At 72.8% G+C, this 19,652-nt stretch carries 19 protein-coding genes; 8 read left to right on the plus strand and 11 right to left on the minus strand.

Annotated elements, in window-relative coordinates; genetic code table 11:
• Nucleotides 1-353: 353 nt before the first annotated feature.
• The 3 genes from Cba03nite_RS18300 to Cba03nite_RS18310 all read left to right on the plus strand — a co-directional run bounded on the left by Cba03nite_RS18300 (nt 354) and on the right by Cba03nite_RS18310 (nt 4,497).
• Nucleotides 354-2,102: an ABC transporter ATP-binding protein gene (locus Cba03nite_RS18300; RefSeq protein ID WP_203747377.1), complete on the plus strand. Its 1,749-nt coding sequence runs from the start codon at nt 354-356 to the stop codon at nt 2,100-2,102.
• 17 nt (nt 2,103-2,119) lie between these two features.
• Nucleotides 2,120-3,859 (plus strand): ABC transporter ATP-binding protein, encoded by a 1,740-nt coding sequence (locus tag Cba03nite_RS18305; protein ID WP_203747379.1) that lies wholly within the window; start codon nt 2,120-2,122, stop codon nt 3,857-3,859.
• A 167-nt stretch (nt 3,860-4,026) separates the two neighbouring features.
• On the plus strand, nt 4,027-4,497 hold the full coding sequence (locus tag Cba03nite_RS18310) for an iron chaperone (RefSeq protein WP_203747381.1): 471 nt from the start codon (nt 4,027-4,029) through the stop codon (nt 4,495-4,497).
• A 62-nt stretch (nt 4,498-4,559) separates the two neighbouring features.
• Here Cba03nite_RS18310 and Cba03nite_RS18315 read toward each other — a convergent pair whose 3' ends face one another.
• Nucleotides 4,560-5,222 (minus strand): response regulator, encoded by a 663-nt coding sequence (locus Cba03nite_RS18315; protein WP_203747384.1) that lies wholly within the window; start codon nt 5,220-5,222, stop codon nt 4,560-4,562.
• On the minus strand, nt 5,219-6,349 hold the full coding sequence (locus Cba03nite_RS18320) for a sensor histidine kinase (protein ID WP_203747386.1): 1,131 nt from the start codon (nt 6,347-6,349) through the stop codon (nt 5,219-5,221). Before Cba03nite_RS18320 ends, Cba03nite_RS18315 begins: the two co-directional genes overlap by 4 nt.
• Nucleotides 6,350-6,562: 213 nt before the next feature.
• Here Cba03nite_RS18320 and Cba03nite_RS18325 point away from each other — a divergent pair, with 213 nt between their 5' ends.
• The 4 genes from Cba03nite_RS18325 (at nt 6,563) to Cba03nite_RS40650 (ending at nt 10,927) form a co-directional block, all read left to right on the plus strand.
• Entirely contained in the window at nt 6,563-6,997 is a 435-nt protein-coding gene (locus Cba03nite_RS18325) for a DUF6223 family protein (protein WP_203747389.1), read from the plus strand.
• Nucleotides 6,998-7,155: 158 nt separating this feature from the next.
• Nucleotides 7,156-8,037, plus strand: a complete 882-nt coding sequence (locus Cba03nite_RS18330; protein ID WP_203747392.1) for an oxidoreductase — start codon at nt 7,156-7,158, stop codon at nt 8,035-8,037.
• 16 nt (nt 8,038-8,053) lie between these two features.
• Complete coding sequence (locus Cba03nite_RS18335; RefSeq protein ID WP_203747395.1) at nt 8,054-8,656, plus strand: HD domain-containing protein; 603 nt, start codon at nt 8,054-8,056, stop codon at nt 8,654-8,656.
• A gap of 345 nt (nt 8,657-9,001) precedes the next feature.
• Nucleotides 9,002-10,927 carry a glycoside hydrolase family 11 protein gene (locus Cba03nite_RS40650; RefSeq protein ID WP_346111054.1) on the plus strand — a complete coding sequence of 642 codons (1,926 nt, stop codon included), beginning with the start codon at nt 9,002-9,004 and terminating at the stop codon, nt 10,925-10,927.
• A 64-nt stretch (nt 10,928-10,991) separates the two neighbouring features.
• Here Cba03nite_RS40650 and Cba03nite_RS18355 read toward each other — a convergent pair whose 3' ends face one another.
• From Cba03nite_RS18355 to Cba03nite_RS18385, 7 genes are all read right to left on the minus strand, one after another.
• Nucleotides 10,992-13,307, minus strand: coding sequence for an immune inhibitor A domain-containing protein (locus tag Cba03nite_RS18355; protein WP_203747398.1), 2,316 nt, complete (start codon nt 13,305-13,307; stop codon nt 10,992-10,994).
• 167 nt (nt 13,308-13,474) lie between these two features.
• Complete coding sequence (locus tag Cba03nite_RS18360) at nt 13,475-13,801, minus strand: DUF3040 domain-containing protein (RefSeq protein WP_203747401.1); 327 nt, start codon at nt 13,799-13,801, stop codon at nt 13,475-13,477.
• Between the two features lie 319 nt (nt 13,802-14,120).
• Nucleotides 14,121-14,468 carry a toxin-antitoxin system YwqK family antitoxin gene (locus tag Cba03nite_RS18365; RefSeq protein WP_203747404.1) on the minus strand — a complete coding sequence of 116 codons (348 nt, stop codon included), beginning with the start codon at nt 14,466-14,468 and terminating at the stop codon, nt 14,121-14,123.
• Nucleotides 14,465-15,274 carry a YwqJ-related putative deaminase gene (locus tag Cba03nite_RS18370; protein ID WP_203747408.1) on the minus strand — a complete coding sequence of 270 codons (810 nt, stop codon included), beginning with the start codon at nt 15,272-15,274 and terminating at the stop codon, nt 14,465-14,467. Before Cba03nite_RS18370 ends, Cba03nite_RS18365 begins: the two co-directional genes overlap by 4 nt.
• Entirely contained in the window at nt 15,274-15,777 is a 504-nt protein-coding gene (locus tag Cba03nite_RS18375; RefSeq protein WP_203747411.1) for a WXG100-like domain-containing protein, read from the minus strand. Before Cba03nite_RS18375 ends, Cba03nite_RS18370 begins: the two co-directional genes overlap by 1 nt.
• 13 nt (nt 15,778-15,790) lie before the next feature.
• Complete coding sequence (locus Cba03nite_RS18380) at nt 15,791-16,126, minus strand: hypothetical protein (RefSeq protein WP_203747414.1); 336 nt, start codon at nt 16,124-16,126, stop codon at nt 15,791-15,793.
• Nucleotides 16,126-16,515, minus strand: coding sequence for a YbaB/EbfC family nucleoid-associated protein (locus Cba03nite_RS18385; protein ID WP_203747417.1), 390 nt, complete (start codon nt 16,513-16,515; stop codon nt 16,126-16,128). The genes Cba03nite_RS18380 and Cba03nite_RS18385 overlap by 1 nt, the downstream gene beginning before the upstream one ends.
• A gap of 154 nt (nt 16,516-16,669) precedes the next feature.
• Here Cba03nite_RS18385 and Cba03nite_RS18390 point away from each other — a divergent pair, with 154 nt between their 5' ends.
• Entirely contained in the window at nt 16,670-17,476 is an 807-nt protein-coding gene (locus Cba03nite_RS18390) for a DUF1295 domain-containing protein (protein ID WP_203747419.1), read from the plus strand.
• A 23-nt stretch (nt 17,477-17,499) separates the two neighbouring features.
• On the opposite strand, the gene Cba03nite_RS18395 is transcribed toward Cba03nite_RS18390, so the two are convergent.
• Both Cba03nite_RS18395 and Cba03nite_RS18400 read right to left on the minus strand, forming a co-directional pair.
• The gene (locus tag Cba03nite_RS18395; protein ID WP_203747421.1) at nt 17,500-18,981 is read right to left on the minus strand and encodes a nitrilase-related carbon-nitrogen hydrolase; all 1,482 of its coding nucleotides are present in this window, start codon (nt 18,979-18,981) and stop codon (nt 17,500-17,502) included.
• Nucleotides 18,965-19,567 carry a TetR/AcrR family transcriptional regulator gene (locus Cba03nite_RS18400; protein WP_203747423.1) on the minus strand — a complete coding sequence of 201 codons (603 nt, stop codon included), beginning with the start codon at nt 19,565-19,567 and terminating at the stop codon, nt 18,965-18,967. Before Cba03nite_RS18400 ends, Cba03nite_RS18395 begins: the two co-directional genes overlap by 17 nt.
• Nucleotides 19,568-19,652: the final 85 nt, after the last annotated feature.

Consider the following 19,652-nt stretch of genomic DNA (forward strand, 5'->3'; position numbering starts at 1 on the left):
GGTTCGTGTCGGAAAGTGTGGCCTGGCCATAGGTTTCGACACGAGACGGCGATCTTTGGTGGTGGCCGGGTGTGGGTGGGCTGGTGGAGATCGCGGATCGGTGTCCAAATGTGGGGTCTGGCCGCACTTTCCGACACGAAACGCCGATCTTGGTGCGCGCGGCGCGCCGGAGGCGCAGGGGTGCCGAGCCAGCCCTCACGGGTGACCGTGCCGTCGGCATGAGCGCGTCTGGCGCGCGGTGGAGTGCCGGGACGTACCTCCCTACGGTGCGATTGTTCACACGTGCTGGTGAGGACGCTGGGTGGGCGCAAAACGGGCATGCCAGAAAAGATGATCTTGGGTAGCCTGAGCCCATGCCGCCACGTCTCCCCCACTCTGACCCCGGCATTCCCGATACGAGAGGCCCCGCGCGGTATCTGTGGTGGCTGGTGCGCTGCCAGTGGCCGCGCGCGCTGCGGGGCAGCGTCGTCGCCACCACCTGGATGATCGGGCTCGCGCTCCGGCCGTACCTGATCGCGCGGGCGATCGACGACGGCCTGCGCACCGGTGACTGGCCGGCGCTGCTGACCTGGGTCGCCGCGATCCTCGGTGCGGGCGTCGTGCTGGCGTACCTGGGGATCATGCGGCACCGGACGATGACGTTCCTGCGCGAGGACGCGACCGCCCGCTCGTCGCAGGTGCTGCTGCGGCACGTCGCGACGCTCGGCGCGGTGCTGCCGCGTCGGGTGCCCGGCGGCGAGATCGCCACGGTGTGCGGCACGGACATCTCGCAGACCTCCTGGGCGCTGACCATGGTCGGGCCGGGCGTGGGCGCGGTGCTCGCGTACACCACCGCGGGGTTCGTGCTGAACGCGGTCGACCCGGTGCTGGCCGTGGTCGTGCTGCTGGGCGTGCCGGTGGTGGCGCTGGTGGTGGGGCCGCTGCTCAACAAGCTGCAGGGCGTTGACACCCGCTACCGGGCCGAGCTGGGCGTGCTGACCACCCGGGCCGGTGACATCGTGTCCGGGCTGCGGGTGCTGGCCGGGGTCGGCGGCCGGGACCTGTTCGCGCGCCGCTACGCCGAGCGCTCGCAGCTGCTGCTGCGGCAGGGTTACCGGGTCGGCGACATCATGAGCTGGGTGCAGGCCCTGACGGTGGGCATCCCAGCGCTGTTCCTGGCGGCGGTCGTGTGGCTGTCGGCGCGGATGGCGGCCGAGGGGCAGATCACCGTCGGCGAGCTGGTGGCCGTGTACGGGTACGTCGCGGTGCTGGCGATGCCGGTCTGGTTCCTGCTGGAGGGCGGGTTCATGACGGTACGCGGGCTGGTCTCGGCCCGCCGGATCATCGCGGTGCTGCGGCTGCGGCCCGACGACGCGGGCGCGACGGGCACCGGCCCGGCTCCGGAGGGCCGCGCCGACCTGCACGATCCGGACTCGGGGCTGACCGTCCCGGCGGGCCTGCTGCTCGGGGTGGCCGCCGAGAATCCCGCGGACGCCATCGCGCTGGCCGACCGGCTCGGCCGGTACGTGCCCGGCGACGTGACGTGGGGCGGGCAGCCGCTCACCGGGCTGGACCTGGCCGAGGTCCGAACCCGGATCCTGGTCGCCGAGCACGACTCGCACTTGTTCGCGGGCACCCTGCGCGACGTGCTGCGGGTCCATGACGGGGTGACCGAGGCGCAGATCGGCGCCGCGATCCGCACCGCGTCTGCCGACGACGTGGTCGAGTCGCTGCCGGGCGGTCTGGACGCGCCGGTCGAGGAGCGGGGCCGCAACCTGTCCGGCGGCCAGCGGCAGCGGGTGCGCCTGGCGCAGCACCTGCTCGCCGAGCCCGAGGTGCTGATTCTGCTCGACCCCACGTCGGCCGTGGACTCGCACACCGAGGCCCGCATCGCCGACCGGCTGCACGCGCACCGGGCGGGACGCACCACCGTCGTGTTCGCCACGTCCCCGCTGCTGCTGGACCGGACCGACCTGGTGGCGTACCTGCGCGAGGGCAGGGTCGCCGCCGTCGGGACCCACGAGGAGCTGCTGCACACCGAGCCCGGCTACCGGGCGCTGGTCGCCCGCGACGCCGAGGAGCCGCAGACCGATGCCGCCGCGCAAGTCGGTGCGCTGCGTTGACCGCTGCCGGAGGACCGATGAAGATGCTGCCCGTCGCCGACCGGGCGACCATACGCGGCTCGGTCGCCGAGCTGGCCCGCGACGAGAAGGGCCCGCTGGGCGTCACGCTGGTCCTGCACCTGGCCGCCGCGGTCGTCGGGCTGGCCGCGCCGTGGCTGATAGGGCGGATCATCGACCGGGTCATCGGCGGTGCGGGTGCGGGCGAGGTCGACGTGCTCGCGCTGGCGATCGGCGGCTGCGTGGTCGTGCAGATCCTGCTGTCGCGCACGGCGCAGAACCTCGGCAACCGCGTCGCCGAACGCGCCAACGCGCGGCTGCGGGAGGACTTCGTCGCGCGTACGCTGCGCCTGCCGGTCTCCGTCGTGGAGCGCGCCGGCACCGGTGACCTCGCCACGCGCAGTTCGGTCGACGTGGCGACCGTCGGCAACGCGCTGCGCCAGGTGGTGCCGACGGTGCTGATCTCGGCGATCCAGCTGGTGGCGATCCTCGCGGCGGTGTTCCTGCTGCATCCGCTGCTCGGTTTCGTGGTGCTGGCCGGTGCGCCCAGCACGATCGCCGTCGCCCGGTGGTACCTGCGGCGCGCGCCCCAGGCGTACCTGGCCGAGGGCGATGCGACGTCGCGGCTGACCGAGACGCTGACCGCGACCGCCGAGGGCGCGCGGACCGTGGAGGCGCTGCGGCTGGCCCGGCAGCGCGAGCGGGAGGGCACCGCGCGGATCACCGACCAGTGGACGACCCGCCGGGCGACCCTGGCGCTGCGCAGCGTGTTCTTCCCGGTGGTGGAGTTCAGCTACGCGCTGCCCGCGGCGGCGATGCTGCTGGCGGGCGGGTTCTTCCTGGGCAACGGCTGGCTGAGCCTCGGCGCGGTGGTCTCGGCGACGCTGTACTCGCAGCAGTCCATCGAGCCGCTCGACCGCATCATCATCTTCCTGGAGCAGGCGCAGCGCGGCGGTGCGTCGCTGTCCCGGGTGCTCGGCATCGGGCTGGTGCCGCCGGAGCCGCGCGGCGTCGCCACGGCGCCGCCCGGCCAGGCCCTGGTCGTACGCGGGGCGCGGTTCTCCTACGCGGGCGGCCACGACGTGCTGCACGGCATCGACCTGGAGGTGCGTCCCGGCGAGCGGCTGGCCGTGGTGGGCCCGTCCGGGGCGGGCAAGTCGACGCTGGCCCGGCTGCTGGCCGGGATCGACGCGCCGCGCGAGGGCGTGGTGAGCCTCGGCGGTGTGCCGGTGACCGAACTGGACCCGGCCGAGCGGCGCCGCCGCATCGCGCTGGTCACCCAGGAGCACCACGTGTTCATCGGCACGCTGCGCGACAACCTCGCGTTCGCCGCGCCGGACGCCACCGAGGACGACATGCTCGCCGCGCTCGCCGCCGTGGGCGCGGGCTGGTACGGCGATCTGCCCGACGGTCTCGACACCGAACTCGGCGACGGGGCGCGGCAGCTCAACCCGGCCGACGCGCAGCAGCTGGCGCTGGCCCGGCTGGTGCTGGCCGACCCGCACACGCTGATCCTCGACGAGGCGACCGCGGCGCTGGACCCGACGACCGCGCGGCGTACGGAGCGCTCGCTGGGAGCCGTGCTGGAGGGGCGGACGGTGATCGCGATCGCGCACCGGCTCTACACCGCGCACGACGCCGACCGGGTCGCGGTGCTGGAGCACGGCCGGATCAGCGAGCTGGGCAGCCACGACGAGCTGGTCCGGGCCGGTGGGGCGTACGCGGCGCTGTGGCACTCCTGGCACGGCGACAAGGCCTGAACCCGGTCCCGGGGCGGTGCGTGCCGCCGTTCCGTGGCCGGTTCCGTGGTGAGCACGGATGTCCGGCCGGGCTCCGTGGCGAAGACTGGGAAGCACGGAACACCGCGGGACACCGGCCCGGCGGATGATCCGGGACCTCATCGGGCATCGAACACAGGAGAGCTGACATGGCCGCCACGAAGACCGCCAAGACCACCGCCGCCAAGAGCGCCAAGGCCGCCGAGAAGTACGACGGCTTCACCGAGGAGGAGCGCGCCGCGATGAAGGAGCGCGCCAAGGAGCTCAAGTCAGCGCGCCGTGGCACCAAGGACGAGGAGCCCACGGTGCTGGCGAAGATCGCCGAGATGCAGGAGCCCGACCGGGTCCGCGCCGAGCGCATCCACGCCATCGTCCGGGCCAACGCGCCGCAGCTGGCGCCGAAGCTGTGGTACGGCATGCCCGCCTACGCCCGCGACGGCAAGGTGCTCTGCTTCTACCAGGCCGCGGAGAAGTTCGGCGCGCGCTACGCCACGTTCGGCTTCAACGACGTGGCCGGGCTCGACGACGGCACCGTGTGGCCGACCACGTTCGCGATCACCGAGCTGACCCCCGCCGACGAGGCGATGCTCGCCGAGCTGGTGAAGAAGGCGGTGAGCTGAGCACCCCACCGCTCAGCACGCCGCCGGGCCGGGACGCCGTACGCGTCCCGGCCCGGCTCCGTTCACCGCCCGCGCGGCGCGACCAGGCCCGACTCGTAGGCGAGCACGACCAGCTGCGCCCGGTCGCGGGCATGCAGCTTGGCCATGGCGCGGTTGACGTGGGTCTTCGCCGTCAGCACGCTGATCACCAGACGCTCGGCGATCTCGTCGTTGGACAGCCCCTGCGCGACCAGCACGACCGCCTCCCGCTCGCGGTTGGTCAGGCCGTCCAGCCCCGCCGTGGCGTCCGGGCGCGGCGGCTCGGTGACGTACCGGTCGATCAGCCGGCGCGTGATCGAGGGCGCGAGCAGCGCGTCACCGCGCGCGGCGACCCGGATCGCGTGCAGCAGGTCCTCCGGCTCGATGTCCTTGACCAGGAACCCGGCGGCCCCGGCACGCAGCGCGTGGAACACGTGCTCGTCGAGGCCGTAGTTGGTCAGGATCACCACGTGCACCCCGGCCAGGGCCGGGTCGGCGGCGATGCGCCGGGTCGCCTCGATGCCGTCCATGACCGGCATCCGGATGTCGACCAGCGCGACGTCGGGCAGGTGCCGCCGGGCCAGCGCCACGCCCTCGGCGCCGTCGGCGGCCTCGGCCACCACCTCGATGCCGTCCTCGACGTCGAGCAGCGCCCGGAACCCGCTGCGGATCAGCGGCTGGTCGTCGACGAGCAGGACCCGGATCACGGCGTACGCTCCACCGGCAGCTCGGCCCGCACGCTGAACCCGCCCCCGTCGCGCGGTTCGGCCCGCAGCCGCCCGCCCAGCGCGGTGACCCGCTCGCGCATCCCGAGCAGCCCGACGCCCGGGGTCGCGGTGGCGCCGGGCACGGCCCGCCCGTCGTCGTCGACGTGGATGGCGAGCACGTCCGGCCCGTAGTCGATGCGGACCGCGGCGGTGGCCGCGGCGGCGTGCCGGGCGACATTGGTCAGCGACTCCTGCACGATCCGGTAGGCGGTGCGGTCCACCGCGGCGGGCACGTCGTGGCGCTGCCCCTCGATGGTCAGGGTCGCGTCCAGGCCCGCCGACCGGGCGCGGGCCACCAGGTCGGGAACGTGCGCCAGCCCGTGCGGCGGGGTCCGGCCGTCGTCGCGCAGCGCCTCCAGGGTGGCCCGCAGCTCCCGGGCCGCCTCCCGCCCGGCCTCCTCGATGGCCAGCAGCGCCGGGGGCACCTGCTCGCCGCGCCTGCGGGCCAGGTGTACGGCGACCCCGGCCTGCACCTTGATGACGGAGATCTGGTGGGTGAGCGTGTCGTGCAGCTCGCGCGCGATGTGCAGGCGCTCCTCCTGGGCGCGGCGCAGCGCCGTCTCCTCCCGGGTGCGCTCGGCCTCGTCGGCGCGCCGCTCGGCCTGCCGCAGCGCCTCACCCGCGGCGGCGGCGGCGACCAGCCAGGCGATCTCCAGCGCGCCCCGGGACCGGGACAGCGCCTCGGCGACCGACAGGCCCTGCGGCAGGGTGAGCGCCGCGAGCGGCAGCGCGGTCAGCATCAGCACCGCCGCCACGGCCGTGGCCAGGCGATGTCCGGCGCGCACGGCGGCGTACACGGCGAACAGGAACGCGACGGCGGGCACGTCGAAGCCGAGCGCCTGGTAGCCGACGGTGCACAGCCCGGTGGCGGCCAGCACGGCCACCGGGGTGCGGCGGCGCGCGATCAGCGCCAGGCCGGCGGCCACGAGCAGCACGAAGCCGAGCGGGTCGGCGCCGGCCGCGGGACGGGTCTCGGAGACCCCGGCGGCCAGCAGCGACACCGCGACGCCGACGGCGACGGCCGCGTCGGTGAGGCCGCGGGGGAGACGGGGCCGTCCTGTGCTCATGGGCGCACCCTAACCGGGTCCGGCGCGCGGCGGCACCTGCCCGCGGACGAGGTGGCGCATACCGCAGGCGCGGTATGCGAGCTGCTTCTACCGCGTCCGCGGCAGGCGGGTGCGCCACCCGCGGCAGTGCGAAGTGCCTGCGGCGGGACGACGACCGGCGGCGCGTCCGGCGACAGGATCGGTTGCACCGCAACACGTCGAAAGGAGACGCACATGGACTCGTCAGGAGCCCGGCGACCGGTCCGGCTCGTGCTCGCCCTGGGCAGCGCCGTGCTGGCCGGGGTGTTCGGGTTCGCCGCACCGGCCGCCGCGTACGCCTCGGCCGCGCCAGGGGTCACCTACCTGAGCGCCGGGCGGCTCGGCGCCAGCGCGGGCGGCCTGCTCGGGCTGGCCGGAGTGGTCATCGGCTGGCTGGCGGTGGCCCGGCCCCACGGCCGCCTCGGCGTCGGCAACGGGCCGCTCGGGGCGATCCTGTCCCTGGGGGCGGGGGTGATCGCGCTGGCGCTCGGCGCGCTGGTCGTGGCCACCTCCGACAGCGGGATCGGCACCGGCAACGGCCGCGGCGGCGCGTACGTGGCGCTGGTCGTGGGCCTGATCAGCGTGGCGCTCGGCGGGCGCGCGCTGGCCCGCGCCCGCCGCACGGACTGACCTGCGCTTGCGCTGGCCCGGCCGTCGCGCCGGGCCGGCTCGCGCCCGCCGCCTCCCCTGAGCAAGATCGCAAGGAGGCGGGTAGCCGTCAGTCCCATTGACGGCCGACGGGCGGCGCGGTCGAATGATCGCCCGTCCCACTGCCGAAGGTGAAGCCCATGAGCAAGGTCGCCATCGTGACCGGCGCGTCCGCGGGGATCGGCGCGGCCACCGCGCGCCGCCTGCACGAGCTGGGCTTCACCGTGTACGCGGTGGCGCGCCGGCTGGACCGGATGGCGCCGCTGGCCGAGCTGGGCATCCGCACCGCGAGCGTCGACGTCACCGACGACGCCGCGCTGACCGCCCTGGTCGAGCGGGTCGCCGCCGAGTCGGGCCGCATCGACGTGCTGGTCAACAACGCGGGCTACGGCTCGTTCGGGGCGCTCGAAGACGTGCCCCTCGACGAGGCGCGGCGGCAGTTCGAGGTGAACGTGTTCGGCGCGGCCCGGCTGTGTCAGCTGGTGCTGCCGCACATGCGGGCGCAGGGTGCGGGCCGCATCATCAACGTCTCCTCGGTCGGGGCGCGGCTGTACGAGCCGCTGGGCAGCTGGTACCACGCGACCAAGTACGCGCTGGAAGGGCTGAGCGACTGCCTGCGGGTGGAGGTGAAGCCGCTCGGTGTCGACGTGGTCCTGATCCAGCCCGGCGGCATCGAGACGGAGTTCCCGCAGGTGGCGGGCGAGCGCCTGCTGGCCGTCTCCGGCGCCGGCGCCTACGGCGAGTACGCCCGGCAGTATGCGGCAGCCCTGACCGGCGAGGCGGACCACATCTCGCCGCCTTCGGTGGTGGCCGCCGTGATCGCCCGCGCGGCGACGGTGCGGCGGCCGCGCATCCGCTACGCGACGGGGCGGGGCGCGAAGGCGGCGGTGTTCGCCCGGTGGCTGCTGCCGGACCGGGTCTTCGACCGGGTCGTGGTGGCGCTGTTCGCGGCGCTGGCGCGGGTGGCGGCCCGCCGCGCCCGGCCGCTGGAGCAGGCCGTGCGGGCCGAGCCGGGCACCTGACCGGCACAATCATCGGGTGCCGAAGGCGATCCCCACCGACGAGCAGATCCGTGCGCTGCACGAACGTCACGCGCCGAGCCAGGAGGCGTTCGACCTCGTCCACACGCACTGCGTGATCGTCTGTGCGGTGGCCGAGCAGCTGCTCGACGCGCACGGCGCGGGGGTGAACGCCGACCTGGTGCGGGCCGGCTGCCTGCTGCACGACATCGGCGTCTACCGCCTGTACGACGCGGCGGGCCAGCTCGACCACCGCTTCTACATCCGGCACGGCGTGCTCGGGTACGACCTGCTGCGCGAGGCCGGGCGGCCGGAGGTGCTGTGCCGGTTCTGCACGCACCACACGGGGGTCGGGCTCACGGGTGACGACGTGCTGCGGCAGGGGCTGCCGCTGCCGCCGGGCGACTACCTGGCCGACACCGCCGAGGAGCGCCTGGTGATGTACGCCGACAAGTTCCACAGCAAGAGCGACCCGCCGACGTTCGTCTCGGCGAGCACCTACACGGGCAAGGTCCGCCGGTTCGGCGAGGACAAGGCGGCCCTGTTCGCGGACATGGTGGCGCAGTACGGCGAGCCGGATCTGGCGGTGCTGGCGCGCCGCTTCGGGCACGCGCTGGGGTGAGGATCAGCCCGCCGAGCACATTGGAAGTATTCCGAAACTTTCGGAGCACCGTTCGCCCAGAACGATTGCCGTCTCGTGAGGACAGGCGCGGGCATATCCCCTGAACCTGCGATTGTTTGCCATCAGCGGTCGCCGATAGTTTCCGGAAGTCGTTGACATACACGCAACGAATTATGACGATGCATTCATCGACGAACCCGAGGGCCCTCCGGGCGTCGACGCCAAGACCGGTCTGCCCCCTGCGCCGCCGTGCGCCCGGATCGCGACGCCCGTCAGCGATCCGCGCCGCGCCGACGGCGTACCCACCCCTGGTCCCCGCCAGGCCCACGAACAGGGAGATTCAACATGCGCGACGCACCCGCCCGCCCACGCGGCCGGCACGGCCGCGGCAGGCTGCTCCTCGGCGCGGCCTGCGCCGCGGCGCTGGCCCTCACCGGAGTGCTGCCCGCGGTCACCGCCCACGCCGACACGACCGTCACCACGAACCAGACCGGCACCGACAACGGCTACTACTTCTCGTTCTGGAAGGACAGCGGCAACGTCTCCATGACCATGGGTGCGGGCGGCCAGTACAGCACCCAGTGGAGCAACGTCAACAACTTCGTCGCCGGCAAGGGCTGGAAGCCCGGCACCCGCCGGGCGGTGACCTACTCCGGCAGCTTCAACCCGTCCGGCAACGCATACCTGACGCTGTACGGCTGGACCCGCGGCCCGCTGATCGAGTACTACATCGTCGACAACTGGGGCACCTACCGGCCCACCGGCACGTTCATGGGCACCGTCACCAGCGACGGCGGCACCTACGACATCTACCGCACGCAGCGGGTCAACCAGCCCTCCATCGAGGGCACCGCGACGTTCTACCAGTACTGGAGCGTCCGGCAGCAGAAGCGGACCGGCGGCACCATCACGGCCGGCAACCACTTCGACGCGTGGGCGAGCAAGGGCATGAACCTGGGCAGCCACGACTACCAGATCCTGGCGACCGAGGGCTACCAGAGCAGCGGCAACTCGAACATCACCCTCGCCGAGGGCTCCGGCGGCGGTGGTGGAGGCGGAGGGGGCGGCAGCAGCGGCTGCACCGTCAGCGTCTCCCGGGCCGACGAGTGGTCCGACCGGTTCAACGTGAACCTCGCCGTCAGCGGCAGCAGCGACTGGACCGTGTCGATCGGCCTCAACGGCGGCCAGAGCCTGCAGAGCAGCTGGAACGCCTCCGTCACCGGCAGCACCGGCACGCTGACCGCCCGCCCGAACGGCTCGGGCAACAACTTCGGCATCACCCTCTACAAGAACGGCAACAACACCACCCCGACCGCGAGCTGCTCCGCGGCAGGCGGAGGCGGCGGCAACCCGACGCCCTCCCCCACGCCGACCGGCGGCGGTGGCGGCGGTTCGAGCTGCTCGGCCGGGTACGTCGGGCTGACGTTCGACGACGGGCCCAACACGGGCACGTCCAACCAGCTGATCAGCACGCTGCGGCAGTACAACGCGACCGCGACGATGTTCCCGACCGGCTCGAACGCGCAGGCCAGCGCGTCGCTGATGCAGGCCTACCGCAGCGCCGGGCTGCAGATCGGCAACCACAGCTGGGACCACCCGCACCTGGTCAACATGAGCGCCTCCGACATCCAGTCGCAGCTCACCCGCACCCAGCAGGCGATCCAGCAGACGGCCGGGGTCACCCCGAACCTGTTCCGGCCGCCGTACGGGGAGACGAACTCGACGCTGCAGTCGATCGAGTCCCAGCTCGGGCTGCGGGAGATCATCTGGGACGTCGACTCGCAGGACTGGAACAACGCCAGCGCCAGCTCGATCCGGCAGGCGGCGAGCCGGCTGACCAACGGGCAGATCATCCTGATGCACGACTGGCCGGCCAACACGGTCCAGGCGCTGCCGGGCATCCTGCAGGACCTGCAGGCGCGCAACCTCTGCACCGGCCACATCTCCGCCAGCACCGGCCGGGCGGTCGCCCCGTCCGGCTCTGGTGGCGGCGGTGGGGGCGGCGGCGGCAGCTGCACCGTCAGCGTCAGCCGGGCCGATGAGTGGTCCGACCGGTTCAACGTGAACCTGGCCGTTAGCGGCAGCAGCACCTGGACCGTCACCATCCGGCTCAACGGCAGCCAGAGCCTGCAGAGCAGCTGGAACGCCTCGGTCACCGGCAGCACCGGCACGCTGACCGCCCGCCCGAACGGCTCGGGCAACAACTTCGGCATCACCCTCTACAAGAACGGCAACACCACCACCCCGACCGCGACCTGCGCGGCGTCCTGAAAGAGCGGAGGGCCGGGAGCGGATGCTCCCGGCCCTCCGGCCTGTTCCGTGTGCGGTTACGGGATCAGCCGGCGGCAGCCGGGTTCACCACGCTGACGGTCAGCACGTTGCCCGACTGGGCGGTCACGGTCGCGGTCACGCCGTGGCCGGCGACCTTGACGCTGCCCTGCGGGTTGGCGGTGCTGTAGTACGCGTCCGGGTTGGCGTCGGCGAACGTCGCGATGCCGCCGTCGCCCGGCGCGCACGCCGCCAGCGTCTGCACCGTCTGCGACTTGCCGCTGCCGACCAGCGCCTCCTTGTGCAGGCACAGCTGCGCCACCGGCTGGATGCCGAAGGTCGCGTCGAACGGCTGGCGGCGGTTGCTGGGCCGGGTGCCGTCGGCGTACGCGAACGGCACGGGCCGGGCGTCCACCGGCAGCGACAGGCCGCTGCCCGGGTGCGCGGAGGTGTTGTTGTCCTCCATCGCGTGGTTGACGTACCACACCAGCATGCCGGGCTGGAACGAGAAGAACTCGACCTTGTTCGGCGCGCTGTAGGTGTAGCTGAACTGGTACGGGCCGGTCTGCAGGGTGCTGTCGTACCCGGTGTACTGGCGGTTCTCCAGCAGGTAGTACCGGTCGGCCGTGGTGGTCACGGTGCCGGTGGAACGCTGCCAGCGGCCCGTCGCGGTCCACTGGCCGGGCTGCTCGGCGTCGTCGGTGAGCACGGTCGTGTTGCCCGCCTTGACGACGACGTCGTCGATGAACGCGCCGGCGAAGTGCACGCCGCCGTCGGTCTGGTAGCGGAACCGGAACTGCGTCGCCGCGCCGCCCGCCGTGTACGAGTAGCGCAGCGTGGTCCACTTGCCGCTGGACGAGCCGGTGATCGGCTGACCCAGCTGCGACCACGTGGCGCCGCCGTTGGTCGAGTACTCGGCGTACAGGTAGTCGTAGCCCGCCTCGATGTCGTACCACGCCTTCGCGGTCAGGGTGATCTTCGCCGCGGCCGGCAGGGGGTGCGTCAGCGTCTCGTTGAGCTGGTCGGCACTGCCGGTCCACCAGGCGTACTGGCCCGAAGCGGGCGTCGTGTACGTGGTCGACGTGCTCGCCGGAGGCAGGTTCACCTTGATCGCCTGCGCGTTGGCGGCGGTGCCGTCCTGCGCCGGGTCCAGCTGGAACGTGCCGTTCTGGCCCAGCTCGACCTCGCGGTAGTCCAGCCAGCCGAGGAACAGCTTCTCCTCCGGGCCCATCAGGCCGGGGGTGGTGCCGATGCCCTCGCCCGCCGCCGCGCCGTGGCCCAGCCACGAGCCGGAGCTCATCAGGGTCCAGAACGCGGTGGTGTTCTCGCCGCCGTTGGTGTCGTAGTAGTCCGGCAGACCGAGGTCGTGGCCGAACTCGTGGGCGAAGACGCCCAGGCCGCCGTTCTCCGGCTCGGTGGTGTAGTCGCCCAGCCAGTAGTTCGAGTCGCCGATGCGAGCGCCGCCGGACAGGTTCGCCTGGCCGCCGACGCTCGGGCCGGTCAGCCCGAAGTCGGTCGGGTTGACGTACCAGCGGTGCGACCAGATGGCGTCCTCGCCCTGCGCGCCGCCGCCCGCGTCCTCGCCCTCACCGGCGTGCACGGCCTGGAAGTGGTCGATGTAGCCGTCCGGCTCGTCGAAGTTGCCGTCGCCGTCGAAGTCGTAGCGGTCCCAGACGTCGAACTGCGCCAGGTAGTCGTTGATCTGCGCGGTGCTCATGGTCGAGCTCGCGTGCTGGAACCAGGCGTTGCCGGTGTCCTGGATGAACGCCCACGAGCCGCCGTTGTCCTCGATGGCGTTGTCGCCGTAGTAGGAGGCGTTGTAGGGCACCTGCACCCAGTCGCTGACGGTGTTGGTCACCGAGTACTTACCCGACGACAGCGCCTCGTAGTAGCTCTTCATCGACTCGCCCGAGCCGTTGAACAGCTGCTCGTAGTGGGCGGAGTCGAAGTCGGCGGCCCAGACCGTCGAGTTGTCCGTGGTCCGGTCCGGCTGCGGGATCTCGTTGTGCAGCGGTCCGGGGGCGGTGCCGTAGCGGCCCACGCTCTGCGTGCCGAACTCGGACAGGATGGTGAAGATCTTGTCGGTCTTCTCGAACGCGACCTCGACGACGTTGTTGCTCTCGGCGTCGACGGTGACGTTGCCGTCGGCGTCCATCCGCGCCTTGCCGCGGGCGAGCAGGTCCAGCGCCGCCTTGCGCTTGCCGATCCACTGCTCGGTGCGCGGGCCGGGCCGGTTGTGGGGCCGGTGCGCGGCGGTGTCCACCGCGGCGCGGCCCGCGCCGGTGTCACCGGCGGGCGTCGCGCCGGCCGGCCACTGCAGGGCGGCGACGACCAGCGCCACACCTGCCGCACCGGCGGCAGCGGTGACGGTGAGCTTCCTCATGTGTTGGTCCCTCCCCGGGGCGGAAGAAGTAGAGCAGCATCGCTCCACCCCGCGGAGCCTCACACAGGACGGCTAGATGATCTCTCCACCGCCGGGCCGGGCTTCCGTGACACGGCTGTCACGGACGGCGCACACCGATGTCGGCCGCCGCCGACAGGCGCGCCTGCTCAGGCCGGGATGTCGTGCGCGCCGCGGCGGCCGGCCGGGACGATCCCCGGCTGCAGCGCGGCCCGCCGGGCGGCGGTGGCCGCACCGGCCGCGGCGAACAGGGCGACCAGGCCCCCGCCGAGCCAGCCCACCAGCAGCAGGACGACGGCCAGCAGCAGGGACGCGGCGGCCAGCGCGAAACCGAGCCGGGACGCGGCCCGCCTGCGGTACTCGACCGGCGCGCAGGCGTTGCCGGTGCTCAGACCGAAGACGAAACTCGGGTCGGCCGTCCGCGTCTGCGCGGCCAGGACCTCCAGACGGGCAAGCTCCTCCGGCTGCAGCGGCATCGTCCCCACCTCATTCGTGTGTCCGTGGCGACGTCCTACCCGCTCCTACACCCTTCTATGCCTCAGTGGGGCCTGCTGCGCCGTTTCGGCACGGATCGGAGGCGCACTGTTTGGCGGCGGCCTTCCTCCGGGTACGTCACAGGCATCGCGAACAGGAGGCAGAGATGACCGACCCGAACGATCCCGTGCAGCCCATACCGGCCCCGGAACCGCCGCAGCCGCCCGTGCCTCCGGCGCCGCCGTCGCCGACGCCCAGCCCGTCGCCGATCCCGCCGGTCCCGCCGCCGCCGATGTGACGCCTTGACGCCGGCGGCGCCCCCTACTCGGGGTTGCCGTCGGCGTCCCAGTGCCGCGCGGTCTCCATCCGGCCGAACTCGTCGGCGTGCATCTCGTACGCCAGGCGCCCGTTGGCGTGCCAGCGGCGCGACTCGCGGATGATGCCGAAGCGGTAGACGTTCTCCAGGCTCACCGAGCCGTCGTCGCGGAAGTTGCGCTCCGGGCCGTCCTGCACGCCGTCGCGGTAGCTGGTCTCGCCGAGCAGCACGCCGTCCTCGTCGGCCTCCACGGCGACGCCCGTGAACAACTGCCCCCCGTAGACGAGCCGGTCGTCGTCGTCGAAATCCGCCTCGTCGAGCGGCACCCGCATCGCGTACTCCTGCAAACTCATGGGAACGTCGTCTTCTTGCCGGGGATGGCGTCGACGCCGCCCAGGATACTGGTGCAGTTGGCGCAGCAGGCCGCCGAAGAACCCGCGCTGCCGCCGAACAGCCGCTTGTTGTCGACCGACATCTCCGCCAGGGCGTCGGGGCCGGTCGGCAGGCCCGCCTGCTCGCGCGCCCACAGCGCCTGGTTGGCCGAGGCGACCTCGGAGTGGGTGCCGGGGGTGTCCGGGTGCGGGAAGCCGCCGGTGTTGCCGTGGCCGTAGTCGTACTGGTTGGGGTTCGCCCGCGCTGAGGCGTCCATCCGGTTCAGCTGATCCTGCAGAGTGGGGTGCAGGTTCGTCGGCTGGGTGGTGCCCAGCGTGCGGTTGTCGGCCTCGAAGAACTGGCCGGTGCGGCGGTCGAACATGACCGAGTGCATCGCGCCCGTCTGCGCCTTGGTGAAGTCCTCGCTGACCCGGCGGCCGTCGGGCAGCCGGGTGCGGTCGCGCTGCAGCCGGCGGTAGAGGTCGTTGCGCTGCTGGGCGACCTCCTGGACGACGTCGTTGACCGGGCGCCCGTTGATGTGCGTGACCAGGCCGTCCGGGCCGCGCTGCAGGTTCAGCGTGCGCGGGTCGGGCAGGCCGTGACCGTGCCGCTGCAGCGACGGGGTGTTCACCACCGGCGGCTGCGGCGTGGGCCGCGGCCGGGGCGCCGGCACGTGCGGCGCCCCGCTGCCGGGTGGGTCCGCCTTGCGCAGGCCCTTCACGAAGCGCCCGAACAGCCCGCTGACCTTGCCGCTCATCCCGCCGGGAAACCTGTTGCGCCCGGCCATCAGGACATCGCCCCGCTGAGCACCTGGTCGATCGCCTTGTCGAGCAGGGCGTCGAGGATCCGCCGGGTGATCTCCCGGAAGATCGGGATCTCCAGCAGCGACGCGCCGAAGGTCACCGCGGCCGTCGCGATGGCCTGCGCGATCTGCACCGCGAGGATGACCAGCTGCGCGATCACGGCGATCTTCAGCGCGAGGATGATGCCCGCGCACACCATCAGGCCGCCGCCGATCAGCTCGGCGACCGTGGCCGCGTCGTTGATGTTGTTGACCGGGCTCTTGGCGGCCTGCCAGGCCTGCTCGAACGCGGCCGTTGTCTCGGAGATGTTCACCTCCCAGACGCTCTGCGCCTGGCTGGTGGCGTGGGCCGTCTCGCCGCGCATGGTGCCGGCGAAGTTCAGCCACGTCTGGCCCATCTGGAAGAGCTCTTCCTCGTCGCCGCGCGGCCACTCGAAGCCGAGGACGCTGAGCACGGAGACGAGCTCCCCCGGCAGCTGCATACCCATGTGTCAGCGCCTCCTACAGCGCGAGGTCCGGCACGTTCGCCGCGATCCGGTCGGTGCGGGCGGCGGTGGAGGTGTCGGTGGCGGTGTAGTCGTCGGCGGCGGTGCCGATGCGTTCGGCGTGCTCGTCGATCAGCTCCAGATTGGAGCCGAAACAGTCCATGAAGGCCGCGTAGATGCCCTGATAGCTGATGGCGATCAGCGAGCCGAGGTCGTCGTCGCCCCACGGCTCGCCGAAGCGCTCCAGCTCGCCGACGAACTTCGACAGCGCGTCGTCGGTGTCCTGGACCGACTGGCCGATGTTCAGCTTCGCCTGGCGCAGGCCCTCGGCGTCGACGTCGGTGTCGCGCATCAGGGCACCCGCCGCTCGAGCCGGTCCAGCAGGTTCTGGATGCCGTCGGTGTAGCGCTTCATCGCGGCCAGGCCCTGGTCCTGCAGCTCGGTCAGGCGCTCGCCGAGGGCCTGCTGGTCGATGGCGGCGACCGCGGCGGTGGCGTCGTCGACGCCGGTGCGGGCGGCCCAGGCGGTGTTGACGGCGGTGATGATCTCGCGGGCGAGCATCTTCTCGTCCATGCGCATCACGGCGGGGTCGAGGACCAGGCGGGTGAGCTTGCCGTCGGCGCCCATCTCGGCCTCGATGCGGCCGTCGAGCGCCTTGCCCACACCGGTCGCGGGTTGCGGGCCGTCGGCCGGGGGCGGCGCCGAGCGGAGGCGGTCCAGCTCGGCGCGTGTACCAGACAACAGATCATCGAAGTCGCGGACCATGCCAGCCTCCCCAGTACGGCGCAAATCCACTCCCTCCGCAACCTAACACATGCGTCCGATGTAGATCGATGATCGAACGCCGACCGAACGGCCATGGAGCGGGCGGGACGCGGCCGTTACAGTGCCGATCATGGACGCCCTCATCGTCTGCCTGTGGATCTGCGCCGCCGTCTGCGCGCTGACCTGGATCGCCTCGCTGGTCAGCGGGGAGCACTCGTGGGTCGACCGGATCTGGTCGATCGTGCCGGTCGTGTACGTGGGCGTGTTCGCCGCCGCGGCGGACTTCGCCGACACCCGCCTGAACGTGCTGGCGGTGCTGGTGCTGCTGTGGGGTGCGCGGCTGACGTTCAACTTCGCGCGGCGGGGCGGGTACGGGCCGGGCGGCGAGGACTACCGGTGGCCGATCCTGCGGGCGCGGCTGCCGCGCTGGGCGTTCGAGCTGTTCAACCTGCTGTTCATCACGGTGTACCAGAACCTCATCCTGCTGCTGATCAGCCTGCCGGCGTACACGGCACTGACCCACCCGGGCGGGTTCGGCGTGGTGGAGGTGGTGCTCGCGGTGGTGTTCCTGGGGCTGCTGGCCGGGGAGACCGTGGCCGACCAGCAGCAGTGGGACTTCCACCGGGGCAAGCACGCCGCGCTCGCGGCGGGCAAGGAGCCGCAGTCGCGGTTCATGCGCGCGGGGCTGTTCCGGTTCTCGCGGCACCCCAACTACTTCTTCGAGCAGGCGCAGTGGTGGGTGGTGTTCGGGTTCGGCGCCGCCGCGGCCGGGTCGGTGCTGCAGTGGACCATCGTCGGGCCGGTGCTGCTCACGCTGCTGTTCGTCGGCTCGACGATGTTCACCGAAAGCATCACCCGCTCCCGCTACCCGGAGTACGCGGACTACCAGGCGACCACCTCGCCGATCATCCCCTGGCCGCCGCGGCGCACGGCCTGACCGGGATGTGTGGGCAGACCTCCTCAGACCTCGACGTGCGCCGGCGGCTGCGCGGCTGATCGGGCGTGGTCGGCCCGGACGGCGGCCGGGCCGTCTTCCCGAGGCTGTGCGCGCCGGTGCAGCCGGGCCAGGCAGCCGAGCCCGACCAGGATGCAGAGCCAGGCGAACCACGAACCGGCGCCGGTGTAGACGGTGGACCGCGCCGCCACCGGCAGGTCGTAGGTGACCGTCGCGAAGCCCGATTCGCCGGTGCGGGCCTCGGCGAGCACCCGGCCCGCCGCGTCGCTGACGGTGAGCGCTCCGGTCCGGCCGCTGCGGACGATCGGCATGCCGTTCTCGACGCCGCGCATGACCGCCATCCTGCTGTGCAGCCACGCGTCCCGGCCGACGTCCCACGCCGGGACCAGCAGCAGCTGCGCGCCCCCGGCACGGTAGGCGCGGGCCAGCTCCGGGAAGTCGAGATCCTTGCAGATCGCCACGCCCCACGGCCGGCCGGGCACGAAGGCCGGCCCAGTCCCCTGCCGGTACGGCTCGGTGAAGAGCAGGTGCTGCTTGTGGTACGCGCTGACCGAGTCCGGGGTGACGATCTGGGCGGTGTTGTGCCCGTGGCGTACGGCGACGCCGAACGCGATCGTCGTCCCGCCCTCACGCGCCGCCGCGGCCAGCGCCTCGATCACCCCGTCCAGCTTCCCGGCGTCGGCGACCAGCACCGCCTCGGGCAGCACGACGGTCGTCGCCCCGGCGCGGGCCGCGGTGCGGATCTGCGCCAGGTAGCCGTCGAGCAGCGCGGTCCCGGCGGCAGTGGCGACGTCGAGGTGATCGCCGCGGCCGGGCTGGGCGATCACCGCGATCCGCTCGACCGGCCCGTCCACGGGCCGAGCCAGCTGGATCAGCCCGTACGCGGCGACAGCGGCCGAACCGATCGCGACGGCCACCACCGGCCGCCACCGCGCCGGGCCGCCGGATCCGGCCCGCACCGCCACCACGACCGCCGCCGGCACGGCCAGCAGCAGGAAGGTGACGCCGAGGTACGACGTCAGGGAGGCGACCTGGATCAGCGGCAGCACATCGGCCTGCGTGTACGCCAGGCTCCAGAACGCGCCGTCGGGGGACGCCGTCGCGAAGGCGTACTCGAGACCGACCCACAGCGCGGGCGGCGCGAGGACCGCAGCGGCGGGCCGCCCGCGCCGGACGAGCGCCCGGAACACGAGCACCGTGGCGGCGAACAGCCCGGCCGCCGCGAGCAGGATCGCCGCGGCCGCCGCCTTCGGCATGCCGATGTCGCCGGTGAGGTACGTCCACTGGTTGAGCTCGCCGGCCAGCCACGCCGCGAACGCCGCCGCGGCCGCGCCGAGCCACCCCAGCCGGACCGCGACGACGAGCACCGGGATGAGCGCGATCCAGGTCAGCCAGGGCAGCGGGTGCAGGCCCGTGCCGAAGTAGAGGGCGGTGCCGGAGGCGGCGGCGGCCAGACCGGCGGCCGCCCGCTCACGCGCTGATGCCATCGAACATCCTCTCCAGGGCGGAATGGCACAGCTGCCGGAACCCGTTCTCGTCCATGCCGATCCGGCCGCCGAGGTAGAGCTGGACGAAGCCGTGCAGCAGCGCGGCCACGGTGATCGCGACCTCCCATACGTCGTCGCGGCGGAAGACACCGTCGTCCATGCCGGCGGCGAGCTGCTCGGCCATCAGGTTCAGCGTCGGGGACCGCCTGGCCCGGAAGTCCTCGGGGAACATGCGCGCGTCCTCGCGCCGCTCGCCGAACAGGAACGCGTACAGCTTCGGCTCGCGCAGCGCGAAATCCAGGTAGTCGTCGACTCCGCCGCGCAGCCGCTCGACGGGGGTGCCCTGGTGGACGTTCGCCGACCACCGCTCGGCGATCTCGGCGAAGCAGGTGTCGGCGACGTGGCGCAGCAGCGCTTCGCGGTTGTCGAAGTGGCGGTAGATCGCCATCGGGGTGAGGCCTGCGGCCTGGGCGATGCGGCGCATCGAGACGGCCTCGGCGCCGTCGGCCGTCAGCATCTCGCGCGCGATGGCCACGATGCGGTCCCGGGTCGGCGGCGCGGTCTTGTCTACGCCGTATACATTCATGTCTACACCGTATACGTCGCCTCGGCGGGGCGTCAAAGCCGTCCCGCCGAGGCGACCGCATCAGGTGCCCGGCCGCTGTTCGGCG

The sequence above is a fragment of the Catellatospora bangladeshensis genome (assembly GCF_016862575.1).
Lineage (GTDB): Bacteria > Actinomycetota > Actinomycetes > Mycobacteriales > Micromonosporaceae > Catellatospora > Catellatospora bangladeshensis.